Source organism: Bacillus sp. FSL R5-0512 (genome assembly GCF_038593295.1).
Taxonomy (GTDB): domain Bacteria; phylum Bacillota; class Bacilli; order Bacillales; family Bacillaceae; genus Bacillus; species Bacillus safensis.
Window position 1 is genome coordinate 784699 of the sequence record NZ_CP151982.1, and the last position, 15639, is coordinate 800337.

The window sequence follows — 15639 nt, forward strand, 5'->3', positions numbered from 1 at the left end:
AATAGAACGGAGAGAATAAAGTGAAAGAAAAACAGCAAGGTGCCCTTTTACAAAAGGGACAGCAGTTCCCGCTTACCATTAAACGCCTTGGCATTAATGGGGAAGGGGTCGGTTATTTTAAAAAGCAAGTGGTCTTTGTCCCAGGCGCGCTTCCAGGTGAGGAAGTGGTGGTTGAAGCAACGAATGTCCAAGCAAAATATGCAGAAGGTACAGTGAGGAAAGTAAGAAAGCGCTCCGAGCATCGAGTCAAACCGCCATGCCCAGTATACGAACAGTGCGGCGGCTGTCAGCTGCAGCATCTGGCGTATGAGCAGCAGCTAAATGAAAAGCGTGATATTGTCATTCAATCAATGGAGCGCCATACAAAGCTATCGGTTGAAAAGCTTGATATTAGGCCAACGATCGGCATGGAAGATCCGTGGCATTACCGAAACAAAAGTCAGTTCCAAGTAGGACGTTCTCATAGCGGAGATATCATTGCAGGACTTTATGGACTAAATTCCCATAAGCTTGTACCGATCAAGGAATGTATCGTGCAGCATCCAAAAACGAACAAAACAACAGGCGTTGTCCGCAAAATTTTAGAGAAATTCGGCGTATCGGTCTACAATGAACGGACAAGAAAAGGCGACGTACGCTCGATTGTCGTGCGTGTCGGTTTTGAAACAGGGGAAGTACAAGTCGTTCTTGTCACATCAAAACCTGAATTTCCAAAGAAAAAAGAAATAGCCGAAGCCATTCAAAAACGTCTGCCTGAAGTGACGTCCATTATGCACAATATTAATGGTGAAAAAACGTCGGTCATCTTCGGCCATAAAACATCTCACCTAGCTGGCAATATGGTCATTCAAGAATTTTTAGGAGACGTCTCCTTTGAATTGAGTGCACGTGCTTTCTTCCAATTGAATCCGAAGCAGACGCTAAAGCTTTACGATGAAGCGAAAAAAGCGGCCAAACTGACAGGAAAAGAAAAGGTTGTCGATGCGTATTGCGGTGTTGGGACCATTGGGATGTGGCTCTCAGATGGCGCCAAAGAAGTACGAGGAATGGATGTCATCAAAGAATCGATTGATGATGCCAAGAAAAATGCCAAAAAACACGGCATGAAAAACGCGACCTATGTAACAGGAACAGCTGAACATTGGCTGCCAAAATGGGTCAAAGAAGGCTTCCGCCCTGACGTCATCGTCGTCGACCCGCCAAGAACAGGCTGCGAGCGCACCTTCTTAGACACCGTCAAACAAGTCAAACCAAAACGCTTTGTCTACGTCTCTTGCAACCCATCCACACTAGCAAAAGACCTTGAATACATGTCAAAAGACTACAAAATCGAATACATGCAGCCAGTTGATATGTTTCCGCATACCGCGCATGTGGAGACCGTTGTATCAATGGCTAGAGTGTAAAAAAGTGAAGTAAATAAAACTGTCCGTGATTTGAATACTGGTGTCTAGCTGGTAGGATGATCACGGATTTTTTTTATACTGTTCCATAGGTGTCGATCAGATTAAACCATATGAATGAATAGAGGAGGATAACGATGAGCCAATTCGAGAGTCTAACAAAATACATACCGATGCTCCGCGAGGACCATATCGGAGAATGGGTGATCGATCAAGAAAATGATGGAACAGCTGAACGCCCAATCCAGATGCCATTTGTGAATTATTCCGAAACGGCCCGTCACTTTATCGAAGATGTCTATACCTTTGCAGAACAACATCAAGAAATGGAGCTTACCCGCTACAGAGAGATCCTCAAAGAAAATGGAATTGAAGGTGGATTGAACGGTATCGAGAATGTGGACATCTCAAATTTAAATGCGCAGTGTGTACTTGCTCTCATCATGGGGGTTGTGAGAGCTGAGCGGTTTTGCGAGGGTGCTATATTCAATTCTTTTAAAAGTGGAGCCATCTTAAAATGGCTTGAAAGATTGAAAAACCTAGATGTATGAAATCTAGGTTTTTTATTTTTGAAACGAGATTACTAGAATGTGAATTGCTCCGCTTCTTGACGAAATAGATCAAGCAGCAGCTGCTTGGTCTTTTCCAGAGATAGATGGGGTCCTTATAAGTTAAGATTCCTATCGGGATAAAAGGGTCCTCCATTTCAATTGGAACTTTCACAAATTCGTCTGACAATAGAGTAGAAGAAAGGATAACTCCGACAGAGGGGAATTTCTTTAGAAATGATGGAATCGCTGAAATCTGGCTGACGGTGTAAGTGAACGGCTCCACATTTATTCTTGAGAGGTTCCTTTTGTAATTTTATGTGATATAAACAACTTTCCCCGCCAATAATCAAAGGCTGTTCATAAAGATCCTTGATTAATGAAATCGGTCCAACTTGATCTGCCTGCTGTTTTGCGATAATAAAAGACATTTCCTCCTTGTACAACTCCTCAAACGGAAGTGTATTCATCACTGGTTCACCTGCAATGGCAAAATAAATCTCACCCTTGAGCAGAAGCTTGTGAAGAAAGTCTGTATTACCAATGATAAAGTGGCATGTGATATTCGGTTTTTGCCTTCTGAATGTTTGAAGGACGGAAGGAAGAATAGAGGCAGCAATAGGTTCTATGACGCCTATATTCAAGGTTCCGATTCTTCTTTTTGGAGTTTTTGTGATTGCTCTAATACAAAATGCCAATGGAGTATCAGCTGATCAATCTCTTTGGCAAACAATTGTCCGGAAGTGGTTAATTCAGCCTCCCATCCTCTTACAAACAATTGAAAGCCTAACTCCTTTCCTAATCGTTTGATCTGATTCGTTATGGTCGACTGTGCATAATTCAATTTTTGAGGGCTTTTGAGAATGTCCCTTCCTGAATTACAGCTTGAAATGCTTTTAACTCTTTTAAGCCCATTTCTAATAATCTCCATATTTATTCAATTCGGATTTGCTTTAGGCTCGGGTTTAGGAGGGCTTGTATTGAGCAGGAAATCTATATTGAATCTAAGCTGGATTAGTGCTGGAACGGTTCTTCGCGCTTACTCATGACCATCTTGATGGTGGCGTTTGACGGAATCTCTCAGCATAAGAGTTTGAAGGTGATGGAGCATGGAAGGTAACATGATCGATTCACCAGTGATCATACAAATTCAGTGTTGTATTGTGGGAACTACTTATTTCAAGTAGTTCCTTTTTTGATTTGAAGAATGCACCAGTTGAGGAAGTTTATTTGCTACAATAGGAGTAAATATCCAAAAAATGAAGGGTGAAGAAATGAAGGCATCAGAAACAAATCTATTGAAATTTCTACAAGGCACAAAGCAATTTATCATCGCAATCTATCAACGGAAATACAGTTGGATGATAGAGCAGTGCAGGCAACTTTACTGATAGTCAGAGGTTGAATTTTTTGCATCTATATATATCAGGGTTCAATGATGTAGCTAAATTGTTCAACACATTAAACGAGGCAAAGAAAAAGTTGTTTGAAAATTTTCTTCTTCCAAGCTGTATCTTTGAGGTTTCAGACTTTCCTTATATGAAGCAGACTATTGAGTTAAGTCAAATGAATTGAAAGGAGGAAACTGATGCAACGGAGAATATGATAATGCTGTCCAATTACCACTTCAAGAAGGCTCTAAAAAACCAATGAAACGAATAAAATAAGTAGCAAATAAAAGCCCAGAAAAATCGGGGCTTTTATTTGGAAAAGTACTTGCTAAAAAACCATTAGCTTAAGATTTTTTATTGAGTCTCCTGATAAAATGAGTACCGTGTTTTGGCCCTATTAAAGGATGAAAGTAATTACGACGGTATAAATTCTGATAAAACTTTATTTTTTATGTAATCAAAAGATTCGTACAAGAATTGACTTACAGCATTTTTATTCAAAGACATGAATCCAATTTTAGGGGTTATTTTAAACTCAAATTCAGCATTATTTGATTCTATATTTTTTAGGAGGTTGGTAAAACCAAAAGTTACCTTACAGCTTATTTCATGAGATCTAAAATGTGCATTAAAACTGGCTTCAATTTCTTCAATAATGATGGCTTTGAGACATTCAGGATCAGTAAAAATTTCAGATCGGTCAATAGCCTCGCCATTTAACACAACTTTTTTCACTTTTTCTTCCATCCATTTTATCTGTTGAGGTGGATTGTTGTAATCCGAGTTAGGGCCTAAGCGGATATTTGAAACTTGATTGAAATTAAAGTTATCTACCAGGTCACTGTTTAACAATCTAAAAAGAAACTTATTTCTATTTTCCGTAGGCAAAATGTTGGAAGTAAGCTTTTTTAAAGCAGTTTCTTTTTGAACGCACCCTTTATCCTTAAACTGTTTTATCGCTTCTTTCATTATTAATTCATTTATCCGTTTGGTTTCGGTTGAGGTATGTTCTGCAATAATATCTACTTGATTATCTTCATTCTTTACAAGTGTTATCTTTGCATCATGAGTTGTTTTATGCTCCATGAAATTTTTGGTCACGTCTTCACGTTCAATTGTATAAGACAAGCTTGCTGTATTTGTATTTTCAAAGTTGAATTGCGGAGAATCTTTTATTCTACATATGTTGTTGTCGTAGTTTAATAAACGGTCAAAATCAAAGTCCAGTGAACTAACTTCCTGAGGAAAGTTTATGTCACTTTTTAAATCAATGCTACGAGATCTACGTTTTATGCTGTCTTCTTTTCTTTTTTGATTTTCTTTCAAAAATTGAAACTCTGATGGCGATAAAACATTACAACATAATAAAGGTATTGTTTTATGAGGGTTTGAGTCAGGTACATAAATTCCTTTTTTAGCTAACATTCTTTTTAAATCAGAGTCGGTAATTTCTGATGATGAAAGAAAAGGTTTCAAAATATCTCCATGTGGTAATATAAAGTCAAGATCAGTAATCAACTTTTTCCACCTCCAGTGCTCTAAAGTCACCAAAATCGAATTTAAGTGCTGAGATTTTATCTGCAAAATCTTTATCTTCAAATTGTGACTTTACTATATTAATAGATTGTTCATGTGAGAGCTCATGATAATCAGGAAAACAAATAAGAATTTTTGTAGGCCAGTTATTGGATATAGTGTTGGCAATTCCGATGAATTTTTTAAAGTCATCTTCGTCGAATGGTTCAGCTGAAAATATTACAAGTGTAGGGTTTTTGGCATCTCTGTCAACCATTTTGATTAACAAAATATTAGACGCTAAGTATTCAACTGGAAGAATAGGTCCTTCACTTATTCTTTTATCAATCTCTAAATTAAAACTAGTGCGGGTATAATAGTAATTGTATGTTTTTTCAGGAAAGTTTAGTTTTAAGAAGTTTAAACATCCTAGTATGAAGTTTATTCTAAAGTTGTCAATTAAAATTAAAGTTTCATAATTTGTATCTTCTGGTGTTCTAAAATCATCAATTTCTTTTATTATGTTGGCTTTTGGATCTTCTTCATATGCAAGCCATATAATACACTCTGTAAGCTTCTTTTCACTTCTGTTAAATCCTCGCACATTTGAGACGCTAGATAACTTAATACATTCTGCAGCATCATCGATATCCTTGATGAACTTTTTTAGCTCGTTTGTTGGTTTAGACTTGTATTTGTTTCGATACTTCATCGAAACAGGCACCCTATTTACATACTTGGTAAAAAGTGGACAACTATAAATTGTGAAAAAATCTAATCCGTGTTTTTTTCTTGGCCCTTCACTTATTTGGTGTTTTTCGGGGTTAAAACACTTAATGTCAATCCCGTCGATCAGATTCTTCCAACCAATAAGTCGAAGAAAATTTTTTGCTACGCGTTCTCCAGCTTCCCCAGATTTTTTTTCCTTTTCACCCATGACTGCAACTCCTTATTTATGATTCTTTATTAAAGAATATTTTATAGTAATGCATATTTTTGTCTTGATCAAAACCCTTTTCAATATTCTCGCTATTTAATTTTTTTGGATTTTCAACTTTGATTTTTATCTCAATGTGATCATCCAACTTAATAGTTTCATTTAATCTTTTTATTTCTCTTTTCAATGAGGCCGGTTCTATAGAAAATTCCTTTGTTAGAAGTTGATGATTTTTAGAATAATTATTTTCAACTAAACTTTCAAATGAAGTAATAGACTTCTTATCTTCAAAAACTTGTGAGGTAAATTCTTCTAACTGAAATTTAGTGTTGTCTTCCAAATATTCTACAGCTTTATTAAGAAAGTTTACTTTTTTTAATATTGGTTGATTTTCTTCTATCTCGGTGTATGTTTTTGAATATTCCTTGCAAATATTCAAAAACTTCTGAGTGTAATAAGAATCATTTGTAATGTCTGTAGCCCCTAAAAAATTTTCTTTCCAATATTTCGATTCATCAATTTTTTTATTTGATGTATCAACAAGGAACACTTGATAACCATTATCTTTTTCAAGATTTAAAATTAGTGCACCTTTATCTAACTTTTTTGTATGTATTCCTTTTTCGAAATTCAAGATGATTTTTTTATCAGAAGGTTCAACTTGTAAAAATATATCTTTGTTTTCGGACTTAAAAATACCTATTGCATCAATTAATTCCCCATTGATTAAACAAGAGGATAAGTATGTTATATAAAGTTCACCAGATTTAATATTTGGATGGTCAGACTGATTGTAAAGATGCTTTAGAATGTTAATTGATTCATCTGTGAAATTATTATTCTTATCTGCAAAAATGTTGTTGCAGTATGTGTATACTTCATTAAATTTCAGATCATTTGTATGAGAAAATTGAAACGTTTTATCATAATTGAATGATTTTAAAAAGTAATTCATTAAAGTTTCCTGAGCATTTATTCCTTCTTGTTCGTTTAATATGGGAGGTGAATTAGAAGCTAAATAACCTTCTTGTTTTAATTTGTTTCCAACTTTATGTATAACCAAGAAATCAAGTGACGCGTTTGTAAAGTCAACCATATTAATCCCTCCTGAAAAACAAATTATAACATATGATGGGTTTAATTTGAATAATTCGTCAAAAATGGAATATTATTGTCGTTTTTATTGGATGTATGGTGGGGATACTCAGAAGGATCAAGTGCTTATTTGGGGTATAACAATTAATAAGTGTATTTATAAACTACGATTATTGTTCTCACATGAACGTGAGATTTCCGGAATATTTGCTGGTATCAGCGAGGTTATTCATCTTACACCGTTTTTAAGTGAGTCTGTTTATGATCAACCTGACAAAATCCAAAGAGAAACAATAGACATTGCTTATAAACTGGAACATGAACTAGTGACGGAATGTGCCAAATCTTCACCTATTGAGCAGCATATCAAATCTTTCTATTCTGCATTGATGGCTGCGACAGGAAAAGGAAAATCACGAGAGAAAAGAAGTTGTGGATATTGAGAGTTATACAATTGAACATATCATGCCACAAAACAAAAGATTATCTGATGAATGGAAACAAGACCTTGGAGAAGATTGGGAATACATCCATAACAATTATATTCATACTTTAGGCAATTTGACTTTGACAAGATATAACTCTGAATTGAGTGATAAACCGTTTAAAGTGAAAAGGGATATGGAAGGTGGATTTGCTGACAGTCCATTACGTTTAAACAGAGGATTGGGACAGCTTGAAGTGTGGAATGAACAAGAAATGAAAAATTAGAGGCAAAAGGCTTGCTGAACAAGCATTATTGGTGTGGGAATACCCAGAGTTGCAAGAAAGCATCATGTCACAGTATGAAGAGAAATTAAATGGCCAAATGTATGCAAATATTTTATGAAAAATAAACAAGATATGATCGCAACATTTGCACCTAAGATAGTAAAAGAAGTAGAGAGAGTATTATTAGACGATTTTGATGCCATCAAACTTTCAAAAGAAGACGAACGTATCACGTTGATTTTACAAGACCCCTACTGCCCCGATATAGATATTATCAAAGGTGTTTATATCATCTATAAAAAATCTATGCTTGAGCTTCTTGAAGGAAAAATTCGTTCTATCCATAGTGCTGAATTTTTGAATACGAGAAAACAAGATTGAACGGTTTCTGAAAACGAGATCGAATACGTACTAGACACAGCAGTAACGGTCGTACTTTCAAGTGAAAATGGTGACGTATTAACAGGCTAGTTTTACAGTGGAAATGGGGAAAAGCTAGATTGTCTTCTTAACCTATGTTTAGGGTACCCATCAGAGCTAGAAAGAAAAGAAAATAGAGAAAGTTTACAGCAATTTATGAACGATATGAAAGTTGTTGAGCATATGGGGTTTTTAGATGAGGTCGTAGAAAATAAAAAAAGTAAGGAGACGTGTCCTTACCTTTTTTTATTTGTAAATGTTTTTTGATGAGTATAGCAAAAAATTTTTCCTTGGAATCTTGATTGAGACAGACAGTACGATCGAACTTTATCGGATACAGAGGTTTGGCATTCATGGCAAACTGCGTTCTCAGATTTTTGTCCAGATGAAGTTCGCTTAATTTGTTCAATATGCTGTTTTCGAATTTTGTCATCTTTGATATTAGCTTGACAGAGTGTTGCATACAAACGCGTTCGTTCGCTCTCAGAATAAATCGGTGATGGATGCTGCATGCGGATATTTGCACTCTTCCGTTTGATAAATTCCGTTAATTCTATATCATAAATGACTAACTCATTTGAATGAATTTTCCTTAATTCTTCGTCTACTTTAAATGTACATCGCTTCGTAAATGAGATTAAAGAAACGACTGATGAGATATCAATCAAATTTCCTGAGCAGCGCTTGATGGCTTGGATGTGCCCATAATTTTGAGCGAGTGGACTCATAAACGGAAATTTTCCGTTTACCAGCCATGTCTTTCGCTTTTTACCACCGTAAATTGTCCCCTGATAGTTCTTCGTTTCAATTACGAACAAGGCATGCGGCGAGATGACGATATGGTCAATTTGAGAGTAACCCGTTGAAGAAGAAGGATTTTCTATCATTACATCATTCAAAAAAAGAAAATCTTTTGGCAATTGTGAGAGCTGAATATCTATTTTGTACTCACCAAGTGCCCCTTTTCGTTCGGTTTTTTTGTTGTCCGTAGTTTTTTGTTGGACATCTTTCTGTACAACGGGTTTAGTCGTTTTTTCTTTTTTAAATAAAAAGTCTAAGAACATTTTTCTCCTCGATTCTGCATTCATTTCTTCTGTATATATCTTATCGTCTCTTTGTCATACTTTTGAATGAAATTGACTCAATAGAATTGACGCAAGAACCAGGAATAGGTCAAAATGAAAGAAACTGTAAGGTAAAAGGAGACAAACATGATTCATATTGTTTTCGGCGCTTCAGCTGCTGGTAGTTTAAAACAAGCACTAATTGAAATGAAAAGAAACCGATTTGAAGAAGTGATCACGTTTGATGATACGTATTCCATTGGCCCGCTTTGGCAATTGCACAATCGTGAAGGACAAGCGAACCGTATAGAATGGCTGCGTAACGTGATGTCAAACGAATTTGGCTATTTTGACGACATGGTTAACGATCAGCACAGAATGCTTCAGCAAATAAAAGAAATAAAGACTGGCAGTCGTATTCTCATCTGGGCAGGCAGTAATGCACATGAGCAAATTGGCTTGCGATATGCCGTCTATTTATTAAAAGAAAAAAGGGTTGAATTGTCTGTAATCAATACAACGACAGCATTTGATCAGCTGTTCAATACGAATACAAGAAGAATGATCCTTCGAGATTCCGGAGAAATCGCATCTGAAAAATTTAAAATTTTGTATGAGAGTAAAGAGCATATTCACCCAGTGACAAAAGAAGAGAGAGAAAGATTACAAAACGAATGGCTTTCACTTGCTAAAGAAAATCATACGCTGCGGATATGGCAAAAAGGACAAGTGATCAGCGTACCAGAAGATGAATTTGATGCTTATTTAGTGAAAATGGCTAAGCGGCTTCATCAGTCCGCGCCAGAAGAGGAGTATATCGTCACTCCACGCTTAATAGGAGAAGTCATTGGTCATTTAGATCAGTATATCGGTGATGATTTTATTGAATATCGATTGAAGACATTAATTGATCAAGGGATGTTTGACATGAAAGGAAAACGAACTTCCATGCGTTATTACTCGATTAAACTGACAGAGTTCGGTCAGAACTTCAAAAAATGGGTGTGCTGTCGAGAGTTTGAGGATCATCCTTTTGTGAAAATTGAAGGAGATTACGGTGGTGAACCTTTTCATTGCGGGCATTGTCAATGTCATTTAGAAAGAGATGATGTACCAATGAGTGATACCCTTTTCTCAAAGTTATGGAATTGGAATATACAGTATGGCCGCTGGTTTGACGAAGAAACCGATGATTTGCTGCCAAATGGTGTAAACATGGAAAGGAAGTTCAATCAAGAAGGAGAGCGTATCACTGAAGAAGTGAAACGAGCCTTATCTCCTGCGTTTCAAATTGAATACAGCCCAAGCGAATACACACAATATTACATTTAAAGAATGAATTTCGTTACCACTGCACAAAATAAAACTTTACACAATCCATCATCATCATGTAAGATATGGAGAAATTAAAAGCGAAGAAAAGGACATGAGCAATTTTTTACTGGTTACCAGAGAGGGAAGTCACGCTGAAATCTTCCTAACACAGAAAAATTGTCTTACCACCTTTGAGCTGTATTGGGGAAATTACAGTATCCAATATCGTCTACGCCACGTTACGGCACCAGAGCCATAAAGCGAATACGCGTTATGGGAATTTGGGTGGAACCACGGATCACACATTCGTCCCTCTATGAGGGATGGGTGTGTTTTTTTTGTACACCCATATATGATCATTGCTTCGAAAAGGACATGAGCAGCTTTTACGGTTACCAGAGAGGGAAGTCACGCTGAAATCTTCCTAACGCAGAAAAGCTGTCTTACCACCTTTGAGCTGTATTGGGGAAAATCGCAGTATCCAATACCGTCAATGCCACGTTACGGCACCAGAGCCATAAAGCAAATGCGCATTATGGGAATTTGGGTGGAACCACGGATTACACATTCGTCCCTTTACGCGGGATGGGTGTGTTTTTTTATTTCAAAAAATAGGAAAGGTGTGTCAGATATGAGAGAAAAAATGGTGAAGATTCAATTTCCCGATGGAAAGATAAAGGAGTTTCCCGCAGGTACGACTGTCGCAGATGTTGCCTCCTATATTAGCCCAAGCTTAAGGAAGAAAGCAGTGGCAGGAAAGATCAATGAACAAATGGTCGATGTCAGTCATCAGCTGGATTGTGATGCTCGGCTGTCTATTGTCACACTCGATTCAAAAGAAGGGCTTGAAGTGTTGCGCCATACATCTGCACACGTATTAGCCCAAGCTGTGAAAAGGTTATACGAAAATGTCACACTTGGAATCGGACCTGTTATCGAAAATGGATTTTACTATGATATGAAGCTCAATCAAACATTAAGTGTAGAGGATTTGGCTGCAATTGAAAAAGAGATGGAAAAGATCATAAACGAGAATCTCCTCATCCAAAGAAAGGAGGTCTCTTACAAAGAAGCTGAATCGTTGTTTGCACATGATCCATATAAGCTAGATATCTTAAAACGACTCCCCTCAGAAGAGGCCATCACAGTGTATCAGCAGGGTGAATTTATCGACTTATGCCGCGGGCCGCATGTACCTTCTACAGGGTACTTAAAGTCATTTAAACTAACACGCGTTGCAGGGGCTTATTGGCGGGGAGATAGCAATCAGGATGTCTTGCAGCGAGTGTATGGTGTGGCGTTTCAACATCCAAATCATCTCGCTGATTACCTTCATTTCATGGAAGAAGCAAATAAACGTGATCACCGGAAATTAGGGAAACAGTTATCTCTCTTTATGTTTTCAGAAGAAGCGCCAGGTATGCCGTTTTATTTACCAAAAGGTCAGATTGTCAGAAATGAATTAATGGCCTTTTCAAGAGAAGTGCGAGGCAAAGCGCAATACGAAGAAGTGAGTACGCCGTTTATGATGAACCAAGAGCTTTGGGAAAAGTCAGGGCACTGGGATCATTATCATGAAAATATGTATTTCTCAGAAGTAGACCATACAAGCTTTGCTTTAAAACCGATGAACTGTCCAGGGCATATGCTCATGTTCAAAAACAGCTTATATTCATACAGAGACCTTCCGATCAGAATGGCTGAGTTTGGTCAGGTGCATCGTCATGAATTTAGCGGAGCGTTAAATGGATTGTTCAGGGTCAGGACATTTTGCCAAGATGATGCTCACATTTTTTTAAGAGAAGATCAAATTGAAGCTGAAATCAAACGGATTTTTCAATTAGTTGATCATGTGTATCGGACATTTGGGTTTGAGTATTCCGTCGAGCTATCCACTCGTCCAGAAAAAGCCTTAGGGGATGATGCCATTTGGGATATATCCGAAACAGCGCTAAAAAATGTCCTTGATCGTCTAAAGGTTGACTACCAGCTAAACGAAGGAGATGGGGCATTTTATGGTCCAAAGATCGATTTTCATATCAAAGATGCCTTGCAGCGGAGCCATCAGTGTGCCACAATTCAGCTGGATTTCCAAATGCCTGAGAAATTTGATTTAACATATATTAACGAAAAAAATGAAAAGGTACGGCCAGTTGTGATTCACAGTGCCATTTTTGGTTCTCTAGATCGTTTCCTAGGCATTCTCATCGAGCATTTTGCGGGCGCTTTCCCATTATGGCTAGCACCAGTACAAGTACAAATCATCCCTGTCTCAACTGTTCATCTTGATCACTGCTTAGAGGTGCAGCAGCAATTAAGAAGTATCGGAATAAGAGCCACAATCGATGAGCGGGATGAAAAACTTGGCTACAAAATGAGAGAAGCACAAATGCAAAAAATCCCTTATATCGCAGTCATCGGCGATACAGAAATGCAAGACAACACACTAAATATCAGACAGCACGGAGAAAAGACGTCAAAGCAGCTGTCGATTGAGGACTTTAAACACATGGCAGCTGAGCAAATAAAAGACAGAAAAGTGGTTCAAGACATGCTTTGATGATTTCCTTACGAAGGATGAGACGTCCATTGAATGATGGGCGTCTTTCCATTTCTGCAATGGAAAGGGGAAATATTGAAACATTTTTTCAATAAAATCGTAATAGAGATAGAGCGCTTAACAGAAACATTTGAAACGAGGAGGAGTATTACATGGAACAAGCTGCATTAAAAATGATGAGATCAAAACAAATAGTCGTTTCTAATTTAATAGCCGGCATCATAATCGTCGCTTTTTTTATCTTGATTCAAATGTCTGACATTCGATTTACACATTTCTTTCTTTGTTTAGGAATTATCATGCTCTTTCTAAGTATTTATGGTTTTATTAAAAAAGGATCAACAAAGTCTTTCATTCCCCTTTTCGAGCAGATAGCCATTTATGAAAAAGAAAAATTGGGGGAAGAGTGGGAGAAAGAAAAGAAGGCAGAAAATATTTCAAGAGCAGTATTAAGTGGTCTGATGTTCCTTCAGTCATTCAGCTTCCAAGATGTAACGAATCCATTCTTAAACATACAACCTATGCTTTTAATTTTCTTATTATTTGTAACTCTAGCCCTTATTAATTTAAGCATGCTTTTTCGCTTTAGAAAAATCGATCGGTCGACTGAAGAGCATGAATTAAAAGGCTTTACAAAGAAAACAAACATGGTGTCAATGGTTTTAGGATTATTAACAGCGATCGTCATCTTCGGCTTTATCGTCATCTTTGTTCTTCCATAAGACTGAATCATTTTGGAGGTGAAACAAATGAATGCAAACATTCAACAACTGATCGATCAGACAAAGGCGAAATTTGGTTTAGATCTTTACTATTTAAAAAGACACAGTTTTCATCGCTACGTCAATATGTTCAATGAAACGGTTTATACATTGAATATGGAATGGTTTCCCTCTCATGAAGCTGAACCCGAGGACGATGATCTAAACCCGGACGGCACAGCTGTGATTGACGTGAACTTAAATACAGGCCAGATTGAAACGGTCATTTTTGTCATGGACAAAACCTTCGCGAAGAATGGTGTCACATTTAAGAGGCCTTATCCAGCTTATGTCATTCAATGGATCGAACAAGAAACAGGATTGGTCTATGGTGAGCATTTTCACATGCATCAAAAGGAGAAAGGGGAACTTTTTTTCGAAGAAGCAATAGATGGTGTGAAAGTGACGCCTTCAGGCAGAATCGAAGTGAAATGGGATGAACATGGGCAGCTCATTCACTATATACATCGAGGGCCATTTATGGCAAAAAAACGACTAAAAACTGAAGAATATGTGCTTTCCATTGATAGGATCGAGGATTTAGCCCAGCAGCAAGTGCAGCGGTTTGATTGGCCATCCTTCGAGCAGAATCGAATCCGCCCTATATATGCGTTAGAAGAAATTTATGTGAAGAACGATGGAACAGGTACGCTTCCGTTTGAAATTGGGCGTGAAGAAACGCATTGCATCCACATGCATCAGGTCATGGAGTGGAATGAACCGTTAAACAAAGCCTTTGAAAAAAAGGAAATCGATATAAACGAGGACATTACTGCTGAACAAGCCTTCTCACTGGAGCCTTCGCCGGATATATTCCCAATCTCAAAAGAAGAGCAGGCTGCGTGTATCAAAGCGGTTCGAACCTTTTTGGCGCAAAAATATTCAAAGGATACAGGGAAGTGGGTGCTAAAAACACTCCACCGCGACCATGGCTGCATCGAAGCGATATTAAAAACGAATGAGCAAGAAGGCTGTGGATTTATGGATAAGATCAAGGTCTTCATTGATGCCGGCACTTTTGAAGCCATTAATTACATAGATAAAAAAGAGATGTTTCAAGTATGCGGGATACTCAATCCATCTCAAACAGTTAGTGAAATCACCATATCTCAGAAAGAAGCCTTTGAAACATTGAGAGAACACCTCGAACTTACACCCATCTACGTCTATGACGATGTGAAAAAACAATATGTTTTATGCGGAAAGCTCGACTGTCATGAAGGCGTTGATGCAGTGAGCGGTGAAGTGTTCTCTTTGACAGACCTTTCATAACTTCTAAAAGAACAGTGAGCAGCTGTTCTTTTTTGCTCTATTTTCCTCTTTTTAGAATAAAAATGGAATTTTGTAGAAGGAAGTTGTCGTTTCATCACGAAAGAAACAGATAAGAATATGATCATAGGTCCATCGGTTGGAATTCGTATTTCATATAGTAAACGTCATACATATTGAAAACCCATTGCAGTCAAGTTGATCTACAAATCTTTTAGAAGAAAAAATGAAATCATGTCTCTAGTAGTAAGCGAAAATAGGCGGACTGAGATCATAGGATGAGTTGAACATGTTTGTTTTTAGGTAAGCTTAAAGCCATAAATAGAAGAAAGTGAGGATATCTACCTTGAGTACATTGGAAGTGTTTCGTCAGTTTTTGGTTGACCATTATCCTGCGTTACAAGATGAGCTTTGGCTAAAAGATGTTGATACCCTTCGAATTTCTCCTATTCTTCATCCTTTTCTGAAAAGCAAGCTGCCAGAAGGAATCGAAAAATTCACTTGTGTTCTATTCACGCAGCAGACAGATCAAACCGCTGCACCGCTCAAAGTCTACCTTTTATTAGATGAATATGAGCAATCGCTTTACGCCATTGATTTGATGAATGAACAAATAGCGCTTCATTAATACAGAAGCAAAAAAGCTGCTTG

At 37.3% G+C, this 15639-nt stretch carries 15 protein-coding genes, 1 pseudogene and 1 other annotated feature; of the genes and pseudogenes, 11 read left to right on the forward strand and 5 right to left on the reverse strand.

Annotation, left to right across the window (positions count from 1 at the left end; genetic code table 11):
- The first annotated feature begins 20 nt into the window (after positions 1-20).
- Positions 21-1406, forward strand: coding sequence for a 23S rRNA (uracil(1939)-C(5))-methyltransferase RlmD (gene rlmD, locus NSQ25_RS03860; RefSeq protein ID WP_070326772.1), 1386 nt, complete (start codon positions 21-23; stop codon positions 1404-1406).
- A 134-nt stretch (positions 1407-1540) separates the two neighbouring features.
- Positions 1541-1954, forward strand: coding sequence for a DUF6508 domain-containing protein (locus tag NSQ25_RS03865; RefSeq protein WP_326136699.1), 414 nt, complete (start codon positions 1541-1543; stop codon positions 1952-1954).
- Between the two features lie 155 nt (positions 1955-2109).
- Here NSQ25_RS03865 and NSQ25_RS03870 read toward each other — a convergent pair whose 3' ends face one another.
- A complete protein-coding gene (locus tag NSQ25_RS03870; protein WP_326136698.1) occupies positions 2110-2595 on the reverse strand; it encodes a substrate-binding domain-containing protein in 486 nt (161 codons plus the stop codon).
- A gap of 249 nt (positions 2596-2844) precedes the next feature.
- Between NSQ25_RS03870 and NSQ25_RS03875 the strand changes: the two are divergent.
- Positions 2845-3071 (forward strand): annotated as a pseudogene (locus NSQ25_RS03875) (MFS transporter); the annotation flags it as partial.
- A 685-nt stretch (positions 3072-3756) separates the two neighbouring features.
- Here NSQ25_RS03875 and NSQ25_RS03880 read toward each other — a convergent pair.
- The 3 genes from NSQ25_RS03880 to NSQ25_RS03890 are packed head-to-tail and all read right to left on the reverse strand — an operon-like array spanning position 3757 to position 6890.
- Positions 3757-4860, reverse strand: a complete 1104-nt coding sequence (locus NSQ25_RS03880; protein ID WP_326136696.1) for a hypothetical protein — start codon at positions 4858-4860, stop codon at positions 3757-3759.
- Positions 4850-5794 (reverse strand): hypothetical protein, encoded by a 945-nt coding sequence (locus NSQ25_RS03885; protein ID WP_326136695.1) that lies wholly within the window; start codon positions 5792-5794, stop codon positions 4850-4852. Before NSQ25_RS03885 ends, NSQ25_RS03880 begins: the two co-directional genes overlap by 11 nt.
- A 16-nt stretch (positions 5795-5810) precedes the next feature.
- Positions 5811-6890 (reverse strand): nucleoid-associated protein, encoded by a 1080-nt coding sequence (locus tag NSQ25_RS03890; protein WP_326136694.1) that lies wholly within the window; start codon positions 6888-6890, stop codon positions 5811-5813.
- A 46-nt stretch (positions 6891-6936) separates the two neighbouring features.
- On the opposite strand from NSQ25_RS03890, the gene NSQ25_RS03895 reads away from it, so the two are divergent.
- The 3 genes from NSQ25_RS03895 to NSQ25_RS03905 all read left to right on the forward strand — a co-directional run bounded on the left by NSQ25_RS03895 (position 6937) and on the right by NSQ25_RS03905 (position 7981).
- Positions 6937-7332 carry a T7SS effector LXG polymorphic toxin gene (locus NSQ25_RS03895; protein ID WP_326136693.1) on the forward strand — a complete coding sequence of 132 codons (396 nt, stop codon included), beginning with the start codon at positions 6937-6939 and terminating at the stop codon, positions 7330-7332.
- Complete coding sequence (locus tag NSQ25_RS03900; protein ID WP_326136692.1) at positions 7322-7600, forward strand: HNH endonuclease family protein; 279 nt, start codon at positions 7322-7324, stop codon at positions 7598-7600. Before NSQ25_RS03895 ends, NSQ25_RS03900 begins: the two co-directional genes overlap by 11 nt.
- 114 nt (positions 7601-7714) lie before the next feature.
- A complete protein-coding gene (locus NSQ25_RS03905) occupies positions 7715-7981 on the forward strand; it encodes a hypothetical protein (RefSeq protein ID WP_326136691.1) in 267 nt (88 codons plus the stop codon).
- A 275-nt stretch (positions 7982-8256) separates the two neighbouring features.
- On the opposite strand, the gene NSQ25_RS03910 is transcribed toward NSQ25_RS03905, so the two are convergent.
- The gene (locus tag NSQ25_RS03910) at positions 8257-9084 is read right to left on the reverse strand and encodes a nuclease-related domain-containing protein (protein WP_326136690.1); all 828 of its coding nucleotides are present in this window, start codon (positions 9082-9084) and stop codon (positions 8257-8259) included.
- 147 nt (positions 9085-9231) lie between these two features.
- Between NSQ25_RS03910 and NSQ25_RS03915 the strand changes: the two genes are divergently transcribed.
- The 5 genes from NSQ25_RS03915 to NSQ25_RS03935 all read left to right on the forward strand — a co-directional run bounded on the left by NSQ25_RS03915 (position 9232) and on the right by NSQ25_RS03935 (position 15616).
- The gene (locus tag NSQ25_RS03915; protein WP_326136689.1) at positions 9232-10416 is read left to right on the forward strand and encodes a DUF1835 domain-containing protein; all 1185 of its coding nucleotides are present in this window, start codon (positions 9232-9234) and stop codon (positions 10414-10416) included.
- A 74-nt stretch (positions 10417-10490) separates the two neighbouring features.
- Positions 10491-10715, forward strand: a binding site (T-box leader).
- A gap of 314 nt (positions 10716-11029) precedes the next feature.
- Positions 11030-12958 carry a threonine--tRNA ligase gene (gene thrS / locus NSQ25_RS03920; protein ID WP_326136688.1) on the forward strand — a complete coding sequence of 643 codons (1929 nt, stop codon included), beginning with the start codon at positions 11030-11032 and terminating at the stop codon, positions 12956-12958.
- A gap of 152 nt (positions 12959-13110) precedes the next feature.
- Complete coding sequence (locus tag NSQ25_RS03925; RefSeq protein ID WP_251217102.1) at positions 13111-13680, forward strand: hypothetical protein; 570 nt, start codon at positions 13111-13113, stop codon at positions 13678-13680.
- Positions 13681-13707: 27 nt separating this feature from the next.
- The gene (locus NSQ25_RS03930) at positions 13708-14991 is read left to right on the forward strand and encodes a hypothetical protein (protein WP_214755656.1); all 1284 of its coding nucleotides are present in this window, start codon (positions 13708-13710) and stop codon (positions 14989-14991) included.
- 343 nt (positions 14992-15334) lie between these two features.
- Complete coding sequence (locus NSQ25_RS03935; protein WP_024425245.1) at positions 15335-15616, forward strand: hypothetical protein; 282 nt, start codon at positions 15335-15337, stop codon at positions 15614-15616.
- Positions 15617-15639: the final 23 nt, after the last annotated feature.

What these genes read in the sequence shown, in the direction of transcription:
- NSQ25_RS03865 (WP_326136699.1), top strand. Translation starts at nt 1,541, where the DNA reads ATGAGCCAATTCGAGAGTCTAACAAAATACATACCGATGCTCCGCGAG.
- NSQ25_RS03885 (WP_326136695.1), bottom strand. Translation starts at nt 5,794, where the DNA reads ATGGGTGAAAAGGAAAAAAAATCTGGGGAAGCTGGAGAACGCGTAGCA.
- NSQ25_RS03890 (WP_326136694.1), bottom strand. Translation starts at nt 6,890, where the DNA reads ATGGTTGACTTTACAAACGCGTCACTTGATTTCTTGGTTATACATAAA.
- NSQ25_RS03905 (WP_326136691.1), top strand. Translation starts at nt 7,715, where the DNA reads ATGAAAAATAAACAAGATATGATCGCAACATTTGCACCTAAGATAGTA.
- NSQ25_RS03910 (WP_326136690.1), bottom strand. Translation starts at nt 9,084, where the DNA reads ATGTTCTTAGACTTTTTATTTAAAAAAGAAAAAACGACTAAACCCGTT.
- NSQ25_RS03915 (WP_326136689.1), top strand. Translation starts at nt 9,232, where the DNA reads ATGATTCATATTGTTTTCGGCGCTTCAGCTGCTGGTAGTTTAAAACAA.
- thrS (WP_326136688.1), top strand. Translation starts at nt 11,030, where the DNA reads ATGAGAGAAAAAATGGTGAAGATTCAATTTCCCGATGGAAAGATAAAG.
- NSQ25_RS03925 (WP_251217102.1), top strand. Translation starts at nt 13,111, where the DNA reads ATGGAACAAGCTGCATTAAAAATGATGAGATCAAAACAAATAGTCGTT.
- NSQ25_RS03930 (WP_214755656.1), top strand. Translation starts at nt 13,708, where the DNA reads ATGAATGCAAACATTCAACAACTGATCGATCAGACAAAGGCGAAATTT.